This window comes from Mesorhizobium opportunistum WSM2075 (assembly GCF_000176035.2).
GTDB classification, from domain to species: Bacteria; Pseudomonadota; Alphaproteobacteria; order Rhizobiales; family Rhizobiaceae; genus Mesorhizobium; species Mesorhizobium opportunistum.
The window spans coordinates 5,491,659-5,511,115 of sequence record NC_015675.1 but is presented as its reverse complement, the minus strand read 5'-3'; the positions used below and the strand labels follow the sequence as shown (position 1 = coordinate 5,511,115).

Below are 19,457 nucleotides of genomic sequence, written 5' to 3'. Positions count from 1 at the left end.
AAATGATTATCGCCGTAATTCAAGCGACGAAGCCGCGGCGATGGCGGCTTGCAACAGGACCCGCGTTCCAGTGATCGCGTCCGCGGGCTCCACATATTCCGCCTCATTGTGGCTGAGCCCGTCGCGGCACGGCACGAAGATCATCGCGGCAGGCGCCACGCGGGCGATGAACAGTGCGTCATGGAAGGCGCCCGATATCATCTGCTTGTGCGACAGCCCAAGCGACCTAACGGCGTCTTCGACGATCTTGATCATATCGGCGGAGAAAGCAGCGCCGGGCATGTCGAAGGATCGTTTGATCGTTGCCATGCAGCCCTGTGCCTCCGCCTCGGCCGTGCAGGCCTGGCGCGCCTCGGCCTCGATGGCATCAAGCCGCTCAGGCCGCGGATGCCTGAGGTCGACGGTGAAGGTCACCGACTGCGGTATGGCGTTGATCGATCCTGGTTGCGCGGCGATCCGGCCTACGGTCAGCCGCGCGCTGCTGTCGAGCGGCATGATTGTCGTCTGCAGCCTGTGTATGGCGGCAATCGCGGCGACCATCGGATCCCTGCGGTAGGCAAGGCCCGTGGTGCCGGCGTGACCGGCGGTGCCCTCGATGGAAACCTCCAGCCAGCGCGTGCCCTGGACGGCTGTCACGACACCGATAGGCAACTGCTCCTTTTCCAGGGAAGGCCCCTGTTCGATATGCAGCTCGATGTAACCTGATAGCGGCATGCCGATCGGACGCAGGGCAGCCTCCGGCAAGGCTGCGATCGTCGCGTCGAGCTCCTTTGCGAGGGAGGCACCGTCGCTGCCGACGATCGATTTCCATGCGGCGGCGTCGGCGCCGGTGAACGCCATGGAGCCCATCACGCCCGGGGCGAAGCGGCTGCCCTCTTCATTGGCCCAGGCGACGACCTCGATCGGCATACGGCTCTCAGCCTTCACGTCCTCAAGGGCTTCGAGAACCTCGAAGGCGGAAAGCGTCCCGAGCGCCCCATCGAAGCGGCCGCCCGTTGGCTGGCTGTCGAGATGGCTGCCGATCAGGAGCGGCGGCAGTGCTGCGTCCGCGCCCTCGCGACGGATGAAGAGGTTCGCGATCCCGTCCTGGAAAACGGTGAATCCGCGCTCCAGCGCCAGTTCAGCCAGCAGGCGCCGGGCGCCTCGATCCTCGACGCTGAACGCCTGCCGGTTGACGCCCCCGGCCGGCGTCGCGCCGATCCGGGCAAACGCGTCGAGCCGTCGCAGCAGTCTTTCGCCGTCGATCTGCGGCGCAAGCCTCATCGCTTGAGGCCACGGATGAAGGCGATCACCCGTTGCGGGTCGACCTGGTTCCACCAGACCCCGTCATGCTTCAGGGAACTCGCGACAATGACGCCGTCGACGATGTCGAGGATGTCGTTGGCATTGTCGGGCGTCACCCCGCTGCCGACAAGGGTCGGCAATCCGGCCGCGTCCTTGATCATCCTGATGTAGCCGAGGTCGGCGGCATGACCGGTGCGCTGTCCAGTGGCGATGACCGCATCGGCGTCGAAGAACACCAGGTCCTTGACCTGTTCCTCGACCGGCCGGTCGCCGACGATCGCATGGGCGCCATGCTTGACATGCGCGTCGGCGAAGATGCGGATGCCGTTGGCCCGAAGCCTGGCACGGAAGCGCATGGCGCGCGCCGCTTCGCCTTCGATAAAGCCCTCATTGGCGACATAGGCGTTGGCCCATTGATTGACGCGCACGAAGGAAGAACCGGAGGCACTGGCGATCGACAGCGCGGGAATGGCGGCATTGGCGAGCACGTTGATGCCGACCGGCCGGCCAAGCTCGCGGCGGATACGGTCGGCGACGACGGACATGTAGGCGGAGGTTTCGGGGCCGATGTCATCTGGCTTGGCGAATGGCACGTCGCCGTGGTTCTCGACGATCACGCCGTCGCAACCGCCATCGAGATAGGCTTTGGCATCGTCGAGGCCGCGTTGATAGATGGCCTCGACCGCCTCGCCATCATAGCGCGGCGCGCCCGGCAGGGGTGCGAGATGAACGACGCCGATCACCACCTTGCTTCTGCCGAAGATCGATCGCAGCGCGTCGTTCTCGCCCTGCTTGGAGCCGATGGATTTAGGGGATTTTGTCATGCGGTTTCCGCTTCCGTCGTTTCCATGAGCGTTTTCATCTCCTGCCTGTCGGGGCAGGAGCCGAGCGTTCCGGCGCGTCCGACCGAGATGGCCGCAGCGCGAACCGCAATCCTGGCCGCTGCAGCGAGATCCATGCCGGCGGCAAGGCAGCCGGCGAGGCAACCGCAAAACACGTCACCCGCGCCGCTGGTGTCCGTCACAGCCACCTTGGGCGCCATGATCCGCTCGATCCGTCCTTCACCATCGGCGACGAGGCAGCCAAGCGCGCCAAGCGTCACGATAGCGGTGCCTGCGCCTCGACGGATCAGCTCGCGGGCTGCCGCGTCAGGATCGCCTTTTCCGGTCAGTTGCGCCGCTTCGCCCGCATTGGCGATGGCGAGGCTGATATCGCTCAAATGCGGCGTCGCACCAGTTGCAAGCGGGCTTGGATTGAAGATGGTCACGGCGCCCGCTTCATGCGCCGTCCGCAGGCAGGCTGTCGTTGCATCCGGATGGAGATTGCCCTGCATCACGACGATGTCGCCGCGTTCGATCGAGGCCGCGAATCCACTCTCTGCCAGGGGATCGAAGGCAGTGGCGCAACTGGCACCGGTGACGATGAGGTTCTCGCCCCGCGCATCGACTATGATCGTCGAACGGTCGCTCTCCTTGGGCAGCATCGTCAGATGGCTGGTGTCGAGGTCGCGGCGCAATTGTTCCCTTATCCAAGCCCCGGCGGCATCATTGCCGATCGCCGTCCAGAACCGGACGTCGGCTCCGGTGCGCGCGGCGGCTACCGCCTGGTTCGCGCCCTTGCCGCCAAGTCCGTCGGCGTGTTCCGATGCGTTCAGCGTCTCGCCCGGCCGCGGGAACCGGTCCAGTCGAAACGTCGTATCGACGCAGACATTGCCGACGACATGGACGCGCATGGCTAATCCCTTGCTAGTCCTTGGCCGTTGCCCAGCCCAGCATCTGTTCGAACAGGGTCTTGTAGCCGCCCCAGGCGATGAAGCCCGGAGGCAGCCAGTGCGGGCCGACGTCCGAGGTCCAGGCGACGGTCCGGCCCTTGCCATATTTGCCGGTTACCAGCAGCGGCAGCGAACGGTAGTCGGAAGATACGGTGGCCAGAACCTCCGCACCGTCCTTGACCGTGACCTCATTGAAGCCGAGCAGGATCGGCCAATCCTTGCCCAAGCCCTTGAGAATTGGATGGTCCTGCGGGCCGACGACGGCCGGCGCATAGCCCTCCGGAACCTCGACACGGTCGTCGATGGGCAGGCACGTGACCGGCAGGACGTCCTCGACCGGCGTCTTGTGATAGCGCGCGCCGCCGTTGATGCCCTGGAAGCTGTAATAGCCGCCGAACATCAGCAGGCCGCCGCCATTGCCGACATACTCGCGCAGCAGGCGCAGCCGGTTCGGCGTCGGCTTGGAATGGATCCAGGTGTCGGGGTGAAGCAACAGCGTGTTGGCGCCGAGATCGGAAAGCACGACCGCGTCATAGGCCGAAAGCGCGTCCATGGTTTGCGGGAAATTCCGCTGCGCCTCATGCGCCGGCATGAAGGTGACGTCGAACGGACCGTCCTTCAGTGCGGCCAGTAGTTCATCGGCGCCGGTGTGATAGGTCACGGTCGGAAACTGGTCGAAGCCCTTGATATGAGTCGCGGTCGAGACCCAGGACTCGCCTGCGAGAAGAACTTTCTTCCTGGACATGTATACTCCCTTGATTGTGTTGATCCGCGGGCTCAGGGGCCTTCGGCGAACACGGTCTTTGGATTGTCGATGAGCATGCGGTCGATGGCCGACTGGTCGACGCCATGGCGTTTCAGTCTCGGCACGAAATGCTTGAGGAGGAAGCCGTAGCCGAAGCCGCCAAAGCGTGTCAGCATGATCTTCAAAAACACGTCCTGCGACAGAAGAAGCCGATCGACCAGGCCCATGTCGATCAGCGAGCGGATTGCCTGCGCATTCTGCTCATCCGAAGGCGACTGCGCATCCTGGTCCGCATAATAGAAGTCCATGCCGATCATGTCGTATTCCAGGAAGGCGCCGCGCGCGGCGAGGCTTCTCTGGTAGGCGAGATCGTTGTGGCTGGGGTTCATATGGCAGAGCACCGTGTGCCTGAGATCGGCGCCTTCCGCCTCGACGACGTCGAGCACGTCATGCGCCAGCCGTTCCCAGCCGGGCAGGTGGATAGTCAGCGGCACGCCGGTTATCCTGGAGGCGCGCGCCGAGGCCCGCAGCGACTTGCGTTCTTCGTCGGTGAAATCCTTGCTGACGCCGACCTCGCCGATGATGCCGGCCATGATCTCGGGCTGCACCGCCCCGCCGCCGACATCGTTGACGAGGAATTCGGTGACATCGTCGACGTCCATCGCCTTCAGCCAGTCGGGGTGGGTGTGCTGCAGGTAGAAGCCCGTGCCCATGACGATCCGCAATCCGGAACTGCGGGCGATGCGCGCCAGCTTCACCGGATCGCGGCCGATGCCGATATTGGTCGCATCGACGACGGTATGGCCGCCGAGCGCCCTGTACTTGGCCAGTTCCGAAAGCGCCAGGTCGCTGTCGTCGAGCGAGACATTGTCGCGGTTCATGTAGGGGTTCATCCGCAGCTCGCCGATGATCTCCATGCTGACCGGCTGCTCGGCGATCTTCTTCTCGTCGGGATGACAAGGGCATTTCCAGGATGTCGAGCCATCGAGCAGGATATGCTCATGCATCAGCGTCACACCCATGTCGGCGATCGCGACCGGGCCGGTAACGGTCATCACGGTGCCGGAGCGAACACCGATCGGCGCCCTTTGCCTTGGCGTGTCGTCGAACAGATGATCCATGTCAGCGGCTCCGCGTTGCGCCCTTGAACAGCCGGAAATTCAGCCAGATGGCAACGAGAATGATTGTGCCGGTAACGATCGGTGTCAGGAACGGCGACATATGTGCCAGGATCAGGCCGTTGCCGATGACCGCGACGGTCAGCGCGCCGAGTATGGTGCCGATGATCGTGCCGCGCCCGCCGAACAGGCTGGTGCCGCCAAGCACCACGGCGGCGATGACATCGAGCTCGAAACCCTGGCCGGAATTCGATGAGCCGGATCCGAGCCGGGCCGCCAGAATGACACCGGCGACCGCCGCCGCCATGCCTGACAGAATGTAGACGAAGAGGATCATGAAGCGCGTGTCGACACCGGCGCGGCGCACGGCTTCGGCATTGGCCCCGATGCCGGTGACATAGCGGCCGAACGGCGTCTGGTTGAAGGCGAGATAGGCGACGATCAGGACGAGAAGGGCGAGCAGCGCCGGCACCGGCACGCCGAGAAACCAGGCCCTGCCGATGTTGACGAAGAAACTGCTCGGTTCGACCGGGATCGAGTAGCCGCCGGTGATCAGCAGCGCCACGCCGCGGATGACGGAAAGGCCGGCAAGCGTGACGATGAAGGCCGGTATGCGCTCATAGGCTATGAAGAAGCCCTGCAGGGCGCCGATCGCCGCTCCAAGCGCCAGCATGGCGACGACGACCAGCGGCCACGGCAGGCCAGCTTGGAGGGCAACGGCCGAGAGCGTTGCCGTCAGCGCCAGCACCGAACCGACCGAGAGATCGATGCCACCGGTGGTTATGACGAAGGTCATCGCCGCCGCGACGATCAGCAGCGGCGCCGACTGGCGCACGATGTTGAGCAGATTGGGCGTCGTCAGGAAGGAACCGGTGACCAGCGAGAAGATCACGCAGACGACGATGAAGAACAGCGCGATGGAGACGACGCTGCCATTGGCTATCGCCACATCCTTCCACGTTCCCTTGTGGGCGCGCTTGGGCGGCGAAACGCCAATCTCGGCGGACGGCGAGGTGGCGTTCATGGCTGTACCCCCTCATCGCGGCTGGCACGCGCCGACCGCGCACTGAATTTCCGGCCGACGATCAGGTTGACGACCTCCTCGATGCTGGTGTCGCCGATCTTGCGTTCGGCGACATTGCGGCCCTCGTACATGACCTGGATGCGGTCGCAGACCAGGAACAGATCCTGCAGCCGATGGGTGATGAGGATGACGCTGACGCCACGGGCGCTGACGGCGCGGATGAGTTCCAGGACCGCCTCGACTTCCGCCACCGCGAGGGCCGCAGTCGGTTCGTCCATGATCAGCACCGACGGGTCGAAGGAGGCGGCACGGCCGATGGCGATCGACTGCCGCTGGCCGCCGGAGAGGTTTTCGACCTTGAGCCTGGTATCGGCGATGACGATGCCGAGCCGGTCGAGCATCTCGCGCGTCTCGCCATGCATGCGCCTGTTGTCGAGAAAGGGGACGCCAAGAACGTGGCGGCGCGGTTCGCGGCCGAGAAAGAGATTGCCCGCCACATCCACCGTGTCGCAGAGCGAAAGGTCCTGGTAGACCATCTCCACCCGAGCGGCGCGGGCATCGGCCGGCGAGGAAAAGGACACGGCGTTGCCGTCGATCTCGATGCTGCCGGAATCGGGAATGACCGCGCCGGACAAGACCTTGCTCAGCGTGGATTTGCCGGCGCCGTTGTCGCCGACCAGGCCGAGCACCTCGCCGGGCTTCAAGGTTAGTGAAACATCATCCAGCGTCTGGATGGGGCCGTATCGTTTGGAAATACCGGTCATCCTGACGCGGTAGGTCTCGCCATCGCTCATCATGGTTCCAGTTCTCGAAGGACGACACGTTCAATCGGTCGCCGGGCCGCGCGGGCAACCATCAGGTCGATGCGCGGCCCGGTGGTCCGGGGAGGATACTACTTGAACATGTCCTTGAACTGGCCGACATTTTCCTTGGTCACGATGGTGATCGGAACATTGATGATCGGATCGATCTTCTCGCCCTTCTTGAGCTTGCCGAAGGCCTCGATGGCGGCCTTGCCTTCGCCAGCCGGATCCTGCTGGACGACGGCGACCACCCAGCCTTCCTCGAGACCTTGCACCGCCGATTTGGTCAGGTCCCATCCGAACACCTTGACGTCGCCGGTGCGGCCCTGGCTGGTGACGGCGGAAACCGCACCGAGCAGCGCCGGCTCGCCGGTCGCATAAAGCGTCGTCATGTCTGCATTGGCGGTCATCAGGTTTTCAGAGGCGGAAAGGGCGACGTCCTGCACGTTCTGACCGTCGACCGTATCGAGGAAGGTGACCTTCTGGCCGCTGTCGGCGACGGCCTTCTTGAAACCGTCGAGGCGCTGGTTCTGGATGAAGGAATTGAGCGCGCCGACAACGCCGATCTTGGCGGTTCCATTCATCTTGGTCTTGACGTAGTCGGCGTAGAATTTGCCGATATCCTCGCCCGCCTTGGTGTTGTCGACACCAACGAAGGCGACATTGTCGCCATTCGGGATCTGCGCGTCGATGGCAATGACCGGAATGCCGGCGGCCTTGGCCGCGGTGATCGCCGGTTTCACACCGTTGACATCGATGGCGACGAGAATGATGCCGTCGACCTTCTGGGTGATGTAGTTCTCGATCGCGTCGTTCTGCGCGCTCGGCACGTTGTTGGCGTTGAAGATGACGAGATCGACGCCGGCGGCCTTCGCCGCGGCTGTCGCACCGTCATTGATCTGGTTGAAGAAAAGAGCCTGCTGGTTGATGGTGACGAGTGCATAGGTCTCGGCCATGGCGGAGCCAGAACCAAGCGCGAAGGTCATGGCGATGGCCGCGGCGCAGCCTGAAAGGATCTTTGTAAGACGCATTCCGGTTCCCCTTGGTTTTGCGAAAAAGGCCCTTGATCGGGCTCACATGGCGCCTGAGCGCATGGGCATAATTCAAGATACTTGATTTCTTGTCAAGTGACTTGAATTAGCGTCGGCAAAGGGAGACCGCCTGTCAGAATGTCGCGGGCGTGTTCACCCAGAAAATGCTGGCGCGTTCGTCGCCGACATTGCGGTACCAATGGGGGAGTTCCGAATTGAAGACGAAGGAATCTCCGGCGGACAGGCGAAACGTCTTCTCACCGACCATCAGTTCGATGGCGCCTTCCAGGAGATAGCCGACTTCCTCGCCGGCATGCTGGATCGGGCCGGCGCTTTCACCGCCCGCCTCGATATGATGGATATTGCACTGCAGGAGATGGCCCGGCGAATAGGGGATGACTCGCTCGAGCGAAATGCCTTCGCCGCGCCGGAGCGGATCGAGCGCGATCAACGGCCGCGCTCCAGCTCGAAAGACGATGCCTTCCTCGCCATCGGACTCCTCGAACATCCAGCCAATGTTCGTGCCGAGCACCTCGACAAGCCGGTGGAGCATGGGAAGCGAGGGCGAGACCTTGCCGTTCTCGACCTTGGAAAGCAGGCTCTCGGAGCAGTTGGCGGAGGTGGCGAGCGCCTTCAGGGTCAGGCCCCGTGTCTGCCGGGAGAGCTTCAGCCTCGTGCCAAGCCGTGAGAGGCTGGTGGCTGTCGAGCGCTCGTCACTGCCCTTGCTGTTGTGGGTATCGATCTTGTTCATTGGGGGAGGCGAACATCTCCGCTGGTTGGGCCGACTCGTAAAACTGATCCGAAGCGTTGTCCATCCTGTGATCATGGACAACGCGTCGGATCGGCATCATGGACCCGTCCAGGGCAAACGAAGCGCCCGCCTTCCCGATACTGGCGAGCGCGCGGTCTCAGGCCGCTTCGCGTTTCAGCGCCTGCGCCATGCAGTGGATGCCGCCGCCGGTCTTGGAGATCTCGCTCATGTCGACTGCCGCGACCTCGAAGCCGCGCGCCTTGAGCTGGCCGATCAGCGTTTGGCTGGAGGTCGGCGCGATGACCCGGTCCTTGCCGAGCGACATGAAGTTGCAGCCGAGTGCCATCGTGTCCTGGAACGGCACGTCGATGATCTCGTGGCCCTTGCCTTTCAGCCAGTCGACGATGCCGGGCTCGGTGCAGGCGAGGCAGACGGCAGTGAGCTTCTCGGCGATCGGCACCACCATCAGGTCGATATGGACATAATACTCGTCGATGAAGGCGATGCGTGTCTCCCAGCCTTCCTTTTCGAACCAGGCCTGCACCTGGCGCGCGCCTTCCTCCTGCGTGCGGGCGCCACCGCAGCCGATCAGCACCACGCCGTCCTCGATGACGTTGAAGTCGCCACCCTCGAACGTGCCCGCCGTGACCATATCGTAGATCGGGATGCCGAGTTTCTCGTAGGTGCGGATGGCGGCGTAGTTTTCGCCGCGCCGCCACCAGTTGGCCATGGCGGTGATAATGGCGCCATAGGGCGTCATCACGCTGGAATCGCGCGAGTAGACCTGCATCGGCAGTTCCGGCGTCGGCTCGTGCCAATGGATGCTGACGCCGAAATGCTCATAGGCGGCGACCAGGTCCTTGTGCTGCGCCTGCGCGATCTGGACGTTGCAGGGCGCCTCGCGCAGATGCTTGCGCGACAGCGAACTGGTCGACAGATGGCGCAGGAAATTCGGCGAGCCAAGCAGGACGTCGGTCAAGACGTCGGTTTCGTTGGCGAAGCCCCAGACGGTCAGCGGCTTGGTGCCGCCGGCCGGGTTGCGGCGCTGCAGCGAGAACGGTTCGGCGACGATGCGATCATGGACGGTCATGGGGTTCTCCTCGTGCTTTGATCATGCGGTTTGGTTGGGTTGACCGCTCGGTATCCACCAGTCGCGGCCGCGCGCGGTGGTGACATATTCGGGCCAGCGGAAATGGATCGGCGGGTCGTAGTCGCAGAGCGGCGCGATCCAGTTCGCACCGCCGATGCCGCCGCCGGTGCGGGTGACGAACTCGTCCATCGCCGCATCGCGGGCGGTTTTGTCCTCCAGCAAGCGCAGCGCCGCCAGCGCGACCGTCTTGGCCGCACAGATGACCATCGGATCGATCGTCGCGGTAATGCCGCCAAGCGCGTTCATCACCCAGCCCGGGTAGGGCTGGCCGCTTGCCGAACGCAACGCCGGACGGGCGACATAGAACCTCGCCGTCGGCGCATGCCAGCTCATGTCGGTGTAGTCGTCGGAGGTCGAATTCAGCTGCGACGGCGGCAGGTCACGGCGCAGGATTTCCTCGGCCTGCCTGGGGTCGATCAGTCGTTCCAGCTCGTCGATGAACGGGTTCTCGGTCGCGGTACCCCCGGCATTGACCTGGATTTCGCGCGCGACCGCTCTGGCGGCCTCGTCCCAGTGCGGCGGCCCGATCGTCGACAGCGCGGCATAGGCGATCTCGGCCATGGCGTGGTTGGCAAGCCCCGGCCGCGATTTCGATACCCAGTGACGCTCGAATCGACAGCCGCTGATCGCGGCGGCGGCCGTGGCATTGCGATCGAGCACGGCAGTGACCTGTTCGGCCATGGCAATGGTCGGCACGCGGATCATGTATTGGATCTCGGCCAGGCCCGCCGGCAGATTGTCGGCGGTCGCCTGGCCGGCGGTCAGGATCGCCTCGCTGATCGACCAACCGCCCTGGTGCGGCAGCATGGAATCGCGCAGCGCCTTGGATGTCATGTACATCGTCATCAGCGCGTCGTTGGCGCCGGGCGCCCGCACCGCCGAATGCGCCTGCGGGATCGGTGCACCATCGCCTGCGCGAACCCAATTTTCGGGTTCGTCGCAGACGAAGCGGTAGATCATCGAATAGGCCGCACCGCAATGCGTGTCCCAGCGCGCCGTGTTGCAGAGCGGCAGCATGTAGAAGGGATGGAAGGAAATCATGCCGGCAAGGCCGTCATAATAGCCCTTGGCCGCGTGGATCGGCTTCGAGCCGCGCACCTTCTCCGCGGGTTCGCCGGTGAAGCGCAACGTGCCGGCAATGCCGTGCCGCTGCATGGCAGCCTTGACCGCAAGCAGGCCGCCGAGGCTCGCCATGCCGAGCCCTGAATGCGGATCGGTGTGGCCCGCGGCCTCGAAGCCAAGGCCGGGCCGCGACTGCTTCACCGTCACCGCGTCCTGGCAATTGCCGGGCACCGCGTCATATTCGGCATAAAGGCCGATCGTCGGCCCGGCGCCATTCGTCCAGTGGGCGCAGAACGCGGTCGGCATGCCGCCCGAGCCTTCCTCGACGGAAAAGCACTCATGCTTCAGCCGCGCGACATACCAGGCGGCCGACTGGTATTCGCGCCATGCGGTCTCGCCGAAATCGAAGATGGTGCGCGTCCACTGCGACAGCGACGGCTGGATGCCGTCGAGGCAGGCAAGCGCGGTCTCCTGCGCTGATGTCGTCACCGGTTTGTCCATGCGTCAAAGAAAGCAGTGAAGCGGCTCGCCAAAAAGTGATATGTTTTTCCGGTTCGTGCAAATTCGGTTCACCTCTTGAGAATTCCCTCGACACAGGCGCTGCGCGCCCTCGACAGTTTCGCCCGTCATGGCAGCGTCTGGCGCGCTGCCGATGAACTGCACCTCACCCGCAGCGCGGTGAGTCATCAACTGCGCCTGCTCGAACGCGACCTCGGCTTCGACCTGCTGGAGCGCATCGGCAAGGGCGTGGCACTGACGCCTCGCGGCCAGCGCTATGCCAGCGACGTGCGCAAGGCGCTGACGGTGCTTGGCGATGCGGTGACGCGCGATGCCGGCACGGGCGTCGGCGGCTCGTTCGCCGTCTCCTGCACGCCGGGCTTCGCCTCGTTGTTTTTATGCACCCATATCGGCGAGTTCCGGCAGATGTACCCTGACGTGGCGCTGCGCATCCTGACCCCCAGGCGGCTCGACGACGTCAGCAATGCCGACGCCGATGCCTTCATCGCTTTCGGTGTCGGCAACTGGCCGAACCGAGCCGTCGAGCCGCTCTGTGAAATCTCGTTCACGCCACTCTGCAGTCCGACGCTGCTCAACAAGGTCGGCGGCTTTTCTCGGCCCGCGGACGTGCTGCGCGCCAATCTGCTTCACCTTGACGACACCGAGGATTGGGCGCGCTGGCTGGCGCTGTCCAAGGTGGAAAATCCCGACACCGAGGGCGGCATCTTCTTTTCGGACATGAACCTCGTCTTCTCGGCGGCGATCGCCGGCCAGGGCATTGCGATGGGTGACGAACTGACCAGCCGGCGGGCCTTGAGCGAAGGCCGGCTGGTCAGGCCGTTCGACATCGCGATCAAGTCGCCGCGTTCCTATTACCTGGTCTCCGAGCACGCGAAAACAAGCCATCCGGTGCTGGAGGCGTTCGGGGGCTGGCTGAGATCGAAGCTCTCGGAGAACCCGGTCAGGCCATATTGACCGACCATAGATGAATCAAATTTGCCGATCAGGCGAAAACTATTCGGTTGCGGTGAGCCGCCGGCCTGCCTACGATTTCCTCTTGGGACTGAGGAAGAAGGCAGGATGCAGCAACCCGGCCGGGCCGCAGAGATCAAGGCAATCGGGATCGGCAAGAGCTTCGGCTCGTTCCGTGCGTTGGACGATCTGACGCTCAATATCGGCCGCGGCGAGTTCCTGACCCTGCTTGGCCCCTCCGGTTCGGGCAAGACCACCTTCCTGATGATCCTCGCCGGCTTCGTGCAGCCGACCGAGGGCCGCCTCCTGAGCGATGGCACCGACATCACCGACCGTCCGGCCGAGCAGCGCGCCGCCGGCATGGTGTTCCAGGGCTATGCGTTGTTCCCGCATATGAGCGTCGAGGCCAACATCGCTTTCCCGCTCAAGGTCCGCAAGAAATCGGCCTCCGAGATCAAGCGTCGTGTCGGCGAGATGATCGAACGTGTCGGCCTGGTTGGCCACGAGAAGAAACTGCCGTCGCAGCTCTCCGGCGGCCAGCAGCAGCGCGTGGCGCTGGCTCGCGCACTGGTGTTCGAACCAGGCGTGCTCCTGCTCGACGAGCCGTTCTCGGCGCTGGACAAGAGCCTGCGCGGACAGATGCAGGCCGAGATGAAGCGCCTGCATCTGGAAACCGGCACCACTTTCGTCTTCGTCACCCACGACCAGAGCGAGGCGCTGGCGCTGTCGTCGCGCGTCGCCATCTTCAACCACGGCAAATTGCTGCAGGTCGGCGCGCCGGACGAGGTCTACGACCGGCCGGACAACCGCTTCGTCGCCGAGTTCCTCGGGGAGATCAACATGCTGCCGCTGAAAGGGGTCAAGCCCGCCGGCAATGGCTCGACGGGCGTTTGCGAGGATCGCGCGGTCAGCATGCATTGCAAGGCCGAGAAAGTCCGTGGCGATGCAATCCTGGCAATCCGCCCCGAATATATGTCGATCGCTGGCGAGGCCGCCGCCGGCGAGAACGGCATTGCCGCGACCGCCACCGCCTCGACCTATCTGGGTGCGGCGACCAAGCTCGACCTCACGACGCGGCAGGGCGCCAGGGTGACCGTCTCGGTGCCCAACGAGGTCGCGGCCGCGGCGCTGAGCAAAGGCAATTCCGTCTGGCTGACCTGGCCTGCGGAAAAGGGTTTCCTCCTTCCGGAAGGAGGACAATGACCGCCGGCGTGGACCGATGGGACACGCAGGCTTCCGGGAATGATCAACGACAAAAAAGGGGAACTGACATGACAAACGATACCAAGAAACAAGCCATCGAGACCCTGTCCGCCAGGGCAGGTCGCGGCGAGATTTCGCGCCGCCAGTTCACGCAGCTGGCAGCACTCGTGCTCGCCGGCACGCCGATGCTTTTGCGTTCGACCGGTGCCTTTGCACAGGCCAAGGAACTGGTTCTGGTGAACTGGGGTGGCGACGCCATCACGGCTTACGACGCCGCCTACGGCCAGGCTTTCACCAAGGACACCGGCATCACCGTCAAGATGGACGGCTCCGGCCCGACCGAAGGCGCGATCGCCGCGCAGGCCAAGAGCGGCGCCCCGACCTGGGACCTCGTCGACGTCGATCCGTTCTCGGCCATCACGCTCGGCGCCCAGGGCGCGCTGGAGCCGATCGACTACAACGTCGTCGACAAGAAGAAGATGCGGCCGGGCTTCGGCTGGGAGTATGCCGCCTCGACCTATTTCTTCTCCTACGTCATCGCCTATGATTCCGAGAAATACGGCAAGGACGCACCGACCGGCATGGCCGACTTCTTCGATGTGAAGAAGTTCCCCGGCAAGCGCTCGCTCTACAAATGGGGCGTTTCGAGCTGGGAAGCCGCACTGCTGGCGGACGGCATCGCGCCGGCCTCGCTCTACCCGCTCGACCTCAAGCGCGCGCATGACAAGATCGCCGCCTTCAAGGAGAACGTCGTCGCCTATTGGGGCGGCGGCGCCGAGAGCCAGAGCGTGCTGCTTAATGGCGAGGCCTCGATGGCCATCGTCTGGTCGACCCGCGCCTCGCTGATCGAGCAGGACTCGGGCGGCAAGATCAAGTTCATCTGGGACCAGGGCCTGATCTCGCCCGGTGCCCTTGCCGTGCTCAAGAACAACCCCGGCGGCAAGGACGCGGCGATGAAGTTCATCGCCAGCGCGCAGGATCCGCAAAAGCAGCTCGTCATGTTCGACAAGCTGGGGCAGGGCCCGGCCAATCCGGCCGCCGATGCACTGATCCCCGCCGACAAGAAGCGCATCAACCCGGTCGATCCCGAGAACATGAAGAAGCAGATCCCGCTCGACATGGACTGGTACGCCAAGAACTACGGGCCGGCGCTCGACGAATACACCAAGATCATCTCGGCTTGACCAGGGCCGGGATCATCGGGTCCAGATGAGAGCATATCTCTCCGACAGGATGGGCGCGGCGCTGTTGATGGCGCCGCTGCTCCTATTTCTTGTCCTCGCCTATGCATGGCCGTTCCTCGGTGTCGTCAAGTGGAGCTTCACGCTGCCGACGCCGGGGCTCGGCCAGTATAAGGCACTGCTCACCGACGATCTGGTGCAGTCGGTGTTCATCCGCACATTGCGCATCGCGGCCATCGTCACGGTCGTCTCGGTTGCCGCCGCCTACGCCATCACCGTCGTCTGGGTGCGCGGAACGCCGGCGCAGCGCCTTGTCGCCGAATTCTGCATCCTGGTGCCGTTCTGGATCTCGGTGCTGACCCGCGCCTTCGGCTGGGTGGCGCTTTTGTCCAATCGCGGCCTGATCAACACCTGGCTGCAGGCGATCGGCTTCATCTCCGAACCGCTGGCCCTGGTGCGCAACGAGTTCGGCGTCATCGTCGGCATGACGCATTTTCTCATTCCGTTCGCCGTCTTTCCGCTCGCCTCGGCCATGCGCAGCCTCGACGACCGGGTGCTGCTGGCGGCACGCGGGCTCGGCTCCAGCCGCATGCGCACTTTCTGGACTGTGTTCGTGCCGATGACCCGCTCCGGCATCATCGGCTCGGCGATGATCGTGTTCGTCTTCTCGCTTGGCTTCTTCGTCACGCCGGCGATCCTCGGTGGCGGCCGCAGCGTGATGATCGCCGAACTGATCTATCTCCGTATCTTCCAGAGTCCGGATTGGGGGCTGGGTGCGGCGATCAGCGTCGTGCTGGTGCTGTTCGTCGGCGCGCTGATGGCGCTTCTGTTCCGCTATGTCAGACCGAAGCAGCTGATCTGATGCCGACCTATCGCCCCGGACCCGTCTCGCTGATCCTGGCCGTGCTGGTGGCGCTGTTCCTGCTTTTGCCGCTGCTCGCCGTCATCCCGGTGTCACTGACGCCGAGCCGCATGCTGGCGATGCCGTCGGGCGAACTGTCGCTGCGCCACTATCGTTCGCTGATCGAGGATCCGCGCTGGCTTCAGTCGATCCTGCTGTCGATCAGGATCGGCATCGTCAGCAGCGCGATTTCCACGGTGCTGGCGCTCTGCTTCAGCCTCGGCGTGTGGATGTTCCAGCCGCGTTTCACCGCGGCCCTCGTCGGCTTCGTGCTGCTGCCGATGGTGGTGCCGCCGGTGGTCTCGGCGGTGACGCTCTATTTCCTGCTCACCTCGATCTCCGGCGTCAGCTCCTTCTTCGGATACGATACCTGGCTTGGCGTCGCCATGGCGCATTCGGTGATGACGGTGCCTTTCGCCACGGTGCTGATCCTGGTCTCGCTCAGCCAGCTCGACCGGCGCATCGACCTTGCCGCGCGCGGCCTCGGCGCCTTGGTGTGGGAGCGCGCCACCCGCGTCATCATGCCAAACATCAAGTTCGGCATCGTCACCGCGGCACTGCTGTCCTTCGTGCTGTCCTGGGAAGAGATCGGCGTCACGCTGTTCATCACCTCGGTCAACGCCATCACCCTGCCAAGGCTGATGTGGATGGGCCTGCGCGACAACATCGATCCAGCCATCGCCGCCCTCTCGGTGATCCTGATCATCATCACCGTGCTGGTGCTGGCGGTGCGCAGCTTCGTGGTCCGGTTGCGCGGCAGGCCCTGACCACGGTCGGTGATCATCCTCCAAGCGCTTCGGCTACCCCATCGCGCGGCGGATCGTGCTGGACAGGTTGGTAAGGAATCTCGGCCGGGACGATGCGTCGAGCTTCCACGACAGCACCGCCATGGCCATTTGCCGCGGCAGCATGCCGACCGACAGGAACCAGCCGGCAAGCACGGCGCGGCGCCGCAGGGACGCCGACATTTCGAGGCTGGCGACAGCCCCCGCCGCCGCGAGCGCCAGCCGGGAATCATCGGCGACGGGGTGCCGGTGCCTATCCGCGCAGAGCGACGCCAGCCGTTCTTCCAGATGGACCGGATCATGGCGAACAACGTCTGCCGGCACGACGGTCAGGCCTACCTGCGATGCCTGGTCCGACAGCGCCTCCATGCGGTGGAAATCGTGCTCCACCCGCCAGCGCGCCCGCTCGGCGAGCTTTTCACCGAAAACCGAATGGTTGGCGCCGTGGATACGGTAAGCCCCGACACATTCATCGATGGACTGGACGTGGCCATGGAGTGGCGCCAGCGTCGCAAGATAGCCGTCGGCGCCCTGACGGAAATCCGGTTCCGGAATCGGCATGATCGATTCCAGGGTCGTCCGGTCGAAGGCCAGCCCGCTGGTCACGGTCGTCTGGTAGCGCCCCTTGTGCAGCAGTTTCGGCACGACATCACCGCTGTCGAAGGGCAGTTCCGGCGGCGGAAAGACGTCCTTGATGTGTTGCCGCTCATCGACAATGTGCAGTCTGGATTGCACCTGGGCAGTTGCCGCGTCCCAGGTGTCGACGATCCTGGAGACGGCCCCCGGATAAAGATAATCATCGGCGTCGAGGAAGAGGATGATTCTGCCCGAACTGGCGGCAAAGCCGGTATTGAAGGCAGCCGCATGCCCGCCATTCTTTCGTCTCGGACAAGCAAGGATCCTGTCGCCGTAGGATTCCATGATGGCCGTGGAATTGTCCTGCGATGCATCGTCGACGACGATGACTTCGACGTCGTCGTGGTCCTGCTCCAGGGCGCTGTCGATGCTACGTTCAAGGAAATGCGCGTAATTGTAGTTCGGGATAATAATGGATACCGGGATTTTGTGGGCGGTGGACTGCATCGCATTCGACCTCGCGTCTTAGGTTGATTTTGGCAAAACCCGCCCGTGGGCTGGCTCCTCTTCAAGCTCGCGCCGATCCGTCGGGAGACGGATCACGTCTCTCTTTTGCGACTTCATGCAAAGCCGCTATCGCCTTCGAGGATCGCGGTGGCCGACTGGGTCAAGTGTGTGGCCGGCTCGCAAAGCATCGACGCTCCGGTCATAGACCAAGCTCGACGAAAATGGCGTCGCGTTCGATCGCAGTGGACCGAAGCGGACGCCTTGAAGGCACGGCCGATGCTGGCTTTCAAATGCGGCTGGAACAAGCCCGCCGTCTGAAAATTGGCATGTGAACGCGTGGCCGTCGGACGGACTAGACAAACCGCACGGAAACGCGGCCGAACCTGCCCAGGTCGCCGGTGACCTCGTCGCCGGCCTCGACGCCGATCGGCGTCACGCAGGTGCCGGTGATCACCACCTGTCCCGGCTCCAGTGCTATGCCTAGGCCCGACAGTTCGTTGACGATCCATGTCAGCGCAATGCGAGGGTCGCCCAACACGGCTGCTCCCGATCCGTTGTGCTGCGACTTTCCGGAGACGAAACCGACCACCGGGTGCTTCGCGAGATCCACGTCGCGCCAATCGTCTTCCACCGCCTCGCCGATGACAAACAGATTGGCGCAGGCGTTGTCGGCTATGAGCTGCGGCGCTCCAACGGCGCAGAAATCGTCATAGCGTGAGTCCGGTATTTCGATCGCCGGGTGCAAGGCCGCCACGGCATCCACCACCTCAGCGATTTCATAGGGTGCCGGACGCGGCGGCAATTGCCGGCCGAAGCGGAAAGCGAATTCGATCTCGGCCACGCACATCTTGCTCGTCGCCAGGGAAACGGTCCCGCCAACCTCGACAGCCTTCTCGGCGAGGAGACGGCCGGCCATCGGGCCGTCGACGTTGATATGCCTTTGTCCGGCCAGGCTGGTTGCCGCGATCTTCCAGCCGAAAAGCGGAGCGGCCGAACGACCCATGACATGCGACTGGATGGCGTACCCTTCGATCCGCGTTTCTGGCCGTAACTCCCGTGGTATGGCGTCGAGACGGGTGCCCCGGTCCCAATGACCTACCAACAACATGGAAGCGGCCCTGGTCTTTTCTGGATCGAGCATCATCAACTCCGGAAATTAGGGGAAAATGCCCTGCCATCGTCGCTTCACGGATCAAAGCGAGCAAGGACGTTCCATCCCGTGGGCCGTCCATACGGGGCAAGGATAGGTGACCGGGAATCGAGAGTCCACGTTCACGCTCCGCTGCCAGGCATGTCATCCCATCGCGGTTGCGCTTGGCTATTTCATCGTTAGGTTGCGCGACATCGGCCGAACGGGGTATCGGCAGGTCGTATTTTCGAGATCATCGGCGTTCATCATTCTGATGACGAATCGCCATCGTCTTCGCGTCGCGAACGTTTATATCTGGCAGAACATGCAGACGGACAGGCTTGCGAAAGCCGATGTCGGTGGCGCAAGGCTTGAGGAAAAGGACGATGACCGCGCCCGGCGATTTGCAGCAGGCACTTTTTTTGAGACTGAAGGGCGACGCATCCCTGTCGGCGTTGCTGGGCGGTGCCGGGCTGCTGGAACGGGCGGCCGACAATGCCGCTTTTCCCTACGTGACCTGCGGTCAGACCAGTGCCTTCGACTGGGATACCGGCGTCGAGAACAATGACGATCAGCTGATCACGCTGCATGTCTGGTCGAAAGCCCAGGGCGAAGCCGAAACGCTTGCCATCATGGACGCCATCAAGGCACGCCTTGACGACGCGGTGCTGGTCATCGGTCCTCGCGGACAGACGCGGCTGTCGCTCGAGTTCACCGAAGCCCGCTACGACGAGGAGCTCCTGGTGCATCACGGGCTGCTGCGGTTTCGCGCCCTGACGCAGGAAAATGCCTGACGCGCTTTCAATATGACCGAAACGGAGTCTAGACTGCCATTTCCCGGATTTCGTCGGGTTGGGGCGTCGAAATCACGATTGGTCATCTGTGTTTTCAGGGGTGTAGCGGACATGTTTTGTGCTTCGATCACCGTTCATTTCACGTTCAGCACCGATGCGTTACAACGCTGGT

At 63.7% G+C, this 19,457-nt stretch carries 19 protein-coding genes; 6 read left to right on the top strand and 13 right to left on the bottom strand.

The window, feature by feature from the left end; genetic code table 11:
- Positions 1-6: 6 nt before the first annotated feature.
- The 11 genes from MESOP_RS26680 to MESOP_RS26630 all read right to left on the bottom strand — a co-directional run bounded on the left by MESOP_RS26680 (position 7) and on the right by MESOP_RS26630 (position 11,240).
- Complete coding sequence (locus MESOP_RS26680) at positions 7-1,263, bottom strand: Zn-dependent hydrolase (protein WP_013896453.1); 1,257 nt, start codon at positions 1,261-1,263, stop codon at positions 7-9.
- On the bottom strand, positions 1,260-2,108 hold the full coding sequence (locus MESOP_RS26675; protein WP_013896452.1) for a BtpA/SgcQ family protein: 849 nt from the start codon (positions 2,106-2,108) through the stop codon (positions 1,260-1,262). The genes MESOP_RS26680 and MESOP_RS26675 overlap by 4 nt, the downstream gene beginning before the upstream one ends.
- Positions 2,105-3,016 carry a ribokinase gene (locus MESOP_RS26670; RefSeq protein ID WP_013896451.1) on the bottom strand — a complete coding sequence of 304 codons (912 nt, stop codon included), beginning with the start codon at positions 3,014-3,016 and terminating at the stop codon, positions 2,105-2,107. Before MESOP_RS26670 ends, MESOP_RS26675 begins: the two co-directional genes overlap by 4 nt.
- Positions 3,017-3,029: 13 nt before the next feature.
- Complete coding sequence (locus MESOP_RS26665; protein WP_013896450.1) at positions 3,030-3,800, bottom strand: glutamine amidotransferase; 771 nt, start codon at positions 3,798-3,800, stop codon at positions 3,030-3,032.
- A gap of 32 nt (positions 3,801-3,832) precedes the next feature.
- On the bottom strand, positions 3,833-4,921 hold the full coding sequence (locus MESOP_RS26660) for a phosphotriesterase family protein (protein WP_013896449.1): 1,089 nt from the start codon (positions 4,919-4,921) through the stop codon (positions 3,833-3,835).
- A gap of 1 nt (position 4,922) precedes the next feature.
- On the bottom strand, positions 4,923-5,942 hold the full coding sequence (locus tag MESOP_RS26655) for an ABC transporter permease (RefSeq protein ID WP_013896448.1): 1,020 nt from the start codon (positions 5,940-5,942) through the stop codon (positions 4,923-4,925).
- Entirely contained in the window at positions 5,939-6,739 is an 801-nt protein-coding gene (locus MESOP_RS26650) for an ATP-binding cassette domain-containing protein (RefSeq protein WP_013896447.1), read from the bottom strand. The genes MESOP_RS26655 and MESOP_RS26650 overlap by 4 nt, the downstream gene beginning before the upstream one ends.
- 95 nt (positions 6,740-6,834) lie before the next feature.
- Positions 6,835-7,776 carry an ABC transporter substrate-binding protein gene (locus MESOP_RS26645; protein ID WP_013896446.1) on the bottom strand — a complete coding sequence of 314 codons (942 nt, stop codon included), beginning with the start codon at positions 7,774-7,776 and terminating at the stop codon, positions 6,835-6,837.
- 133 nt (positions 7,777-7,909) lie between these two features.
- Positions 7,910-8,527: a cupin domain-containing protein gene (locus tag MESOP_RS26640; RefSeq protein WP_013896445.1), complete on the bottom strand. Its 618-nt coding sequence runs from the start codon at positions 8,525-8,527 to the stop codon at positions 7,910-7,912.
- Between the two features lie 157 nt (positions 8,528-8,684).
- On the bottom strand, positions 8,685-9,617 hold the full coding sequence (locus MESOP_RS26635; RefSeq protein ID WP_013896444.1) for a dimethylarginine dimethylaminohydrolase family protein: 933 nt from the start codon (positions 9,615-9,617) through the stop codon (positions 8,685-8,687).
- A 21-nt stretch (positions 9,618-9,638) separates the two neighbouring features.
- Positions 9,639-11,240 (bottom strand): zinc-binding metallopeptidase family protein, encoded by a 1,602-nt coding sequence (locus MESOP_RS26630; RefSeq protein WP_013896443.1) that lies wholly within the window; start codon positions 11,238-11,240, stop codon positions 9,639-9,641.
- Between the two features lie 75 nt (positions 11,241-11,315).
- Between MESOP_RS26630 and MESOP_RS26625 the strand changes: the two genes are divergently transcribed.
- The 5 genes from MESOP_RS26625 (at position 11,316) to MESOP_RS26605 (ending at position 16,261) form a co-directional block, all read left to right on the top strand.
- Positions 11,316-12,212 carry a LysR substrate-binding domain-containing protein gene (locus MESOP_RS26625; RefSeq protein WP_013896442.1) on the top strand — a complete coding sequence of 299 codons (897 nt, stop codon included), beginning with the start codon at positions 11,316-11,318 and terminating at the stop codon, positions 12,210-12,212.
- Between the two features lie 105 nt (positions 12,213-12,317).
- Entirely contained in the window at positions 12,318-13,412 is a 1,095-nt protein-coding gene (locus MESOP_RS26620) for an ABC transporter ATP-binding protein (RefSeq protein WP_013896441.1), read from the top strand.
- 68 nt (positions 13,413-13,480) lie between these two features.
- Entirely contained in the window at positions 13,481-14,596 is a 1,116-nt protein-coding gene (locus tag MESOP_RS26615) for an ABC transporter substrate-binding protein (protein ID WP_013896440.1), read from the top strand.
- Between the two features lie 25 nt (positions 14,597-14,621).
- A complete protein-coding gene (locus tag MESOP_RS26610) occupies positions 14,622-15,455 on the top strand; it encodes an ABC transporter permease (RefSeq protein ID WP_013896439.1) in 834 nt (277 codons plus the stop codon).
- Positions 15,455-16,261 carry an ABC transporter permease gene (locus MESOP_RS26605; protein ID WP_013896438.1) on the top strand — a complete coding sequence of 269 codons (807 nt, stop codon included), beginning with the start codon at positions 15,455-15,457 and terminating at the stop codon, positions 16,259-16,261. The genes MESOP_RS26610 and MESOP_RS26605 overlap by 1 nt, the downstream gene beginning before the upstream one ends.
- 33 nt (positions 16,262-16,294) lie before the next feature.
- Here the strand turns inward: MESOP_RS26605 and MESOP_RS26600 are convergent, their stop codons facing one another.
- A complete protein-coding gene (locus MESOP_RS26600) occupies positions 16,295-17,362 on the bottom strand; it encodes a glycosyltransferase family 2 protein (protein ID WP_013896437.1) in 1,068 nt (355 codons plus the stop codon).
- A 352-nt stretch (positions 17,363-17,714) separates the two neighbouring features.
- Positions 17,715-18,503, bottom strand: a complete 789-nt coding sequence (locus tag MESOP_RS26590; RefSeq protein WP_013896436.1) for a 2-keto-4-pentenoate hydratase — start codon at positions 18,501-18,503, stop codon at positions 17,715-17,717.
- A gap of 374 nt (positions 18,504-18,877) precedes the next feature.
- Between MESOP_RS26590 and MESOP_RS26585 the strand changes: the two genes are divergently transcribed.
- Positions 18,878-19,285: a DUF3168 domain-containing protein gene (locus tag MESOP_RS26585; protein ID WP_013896435.1), complete on the top strand. Its 408-nt coding sequence runs from the start codon at positions 18,878-18,880 to the stop codon at positions 19,283-19,285.
- Positions 19,286-19,457: the final 172 nt, after the last annotated feature.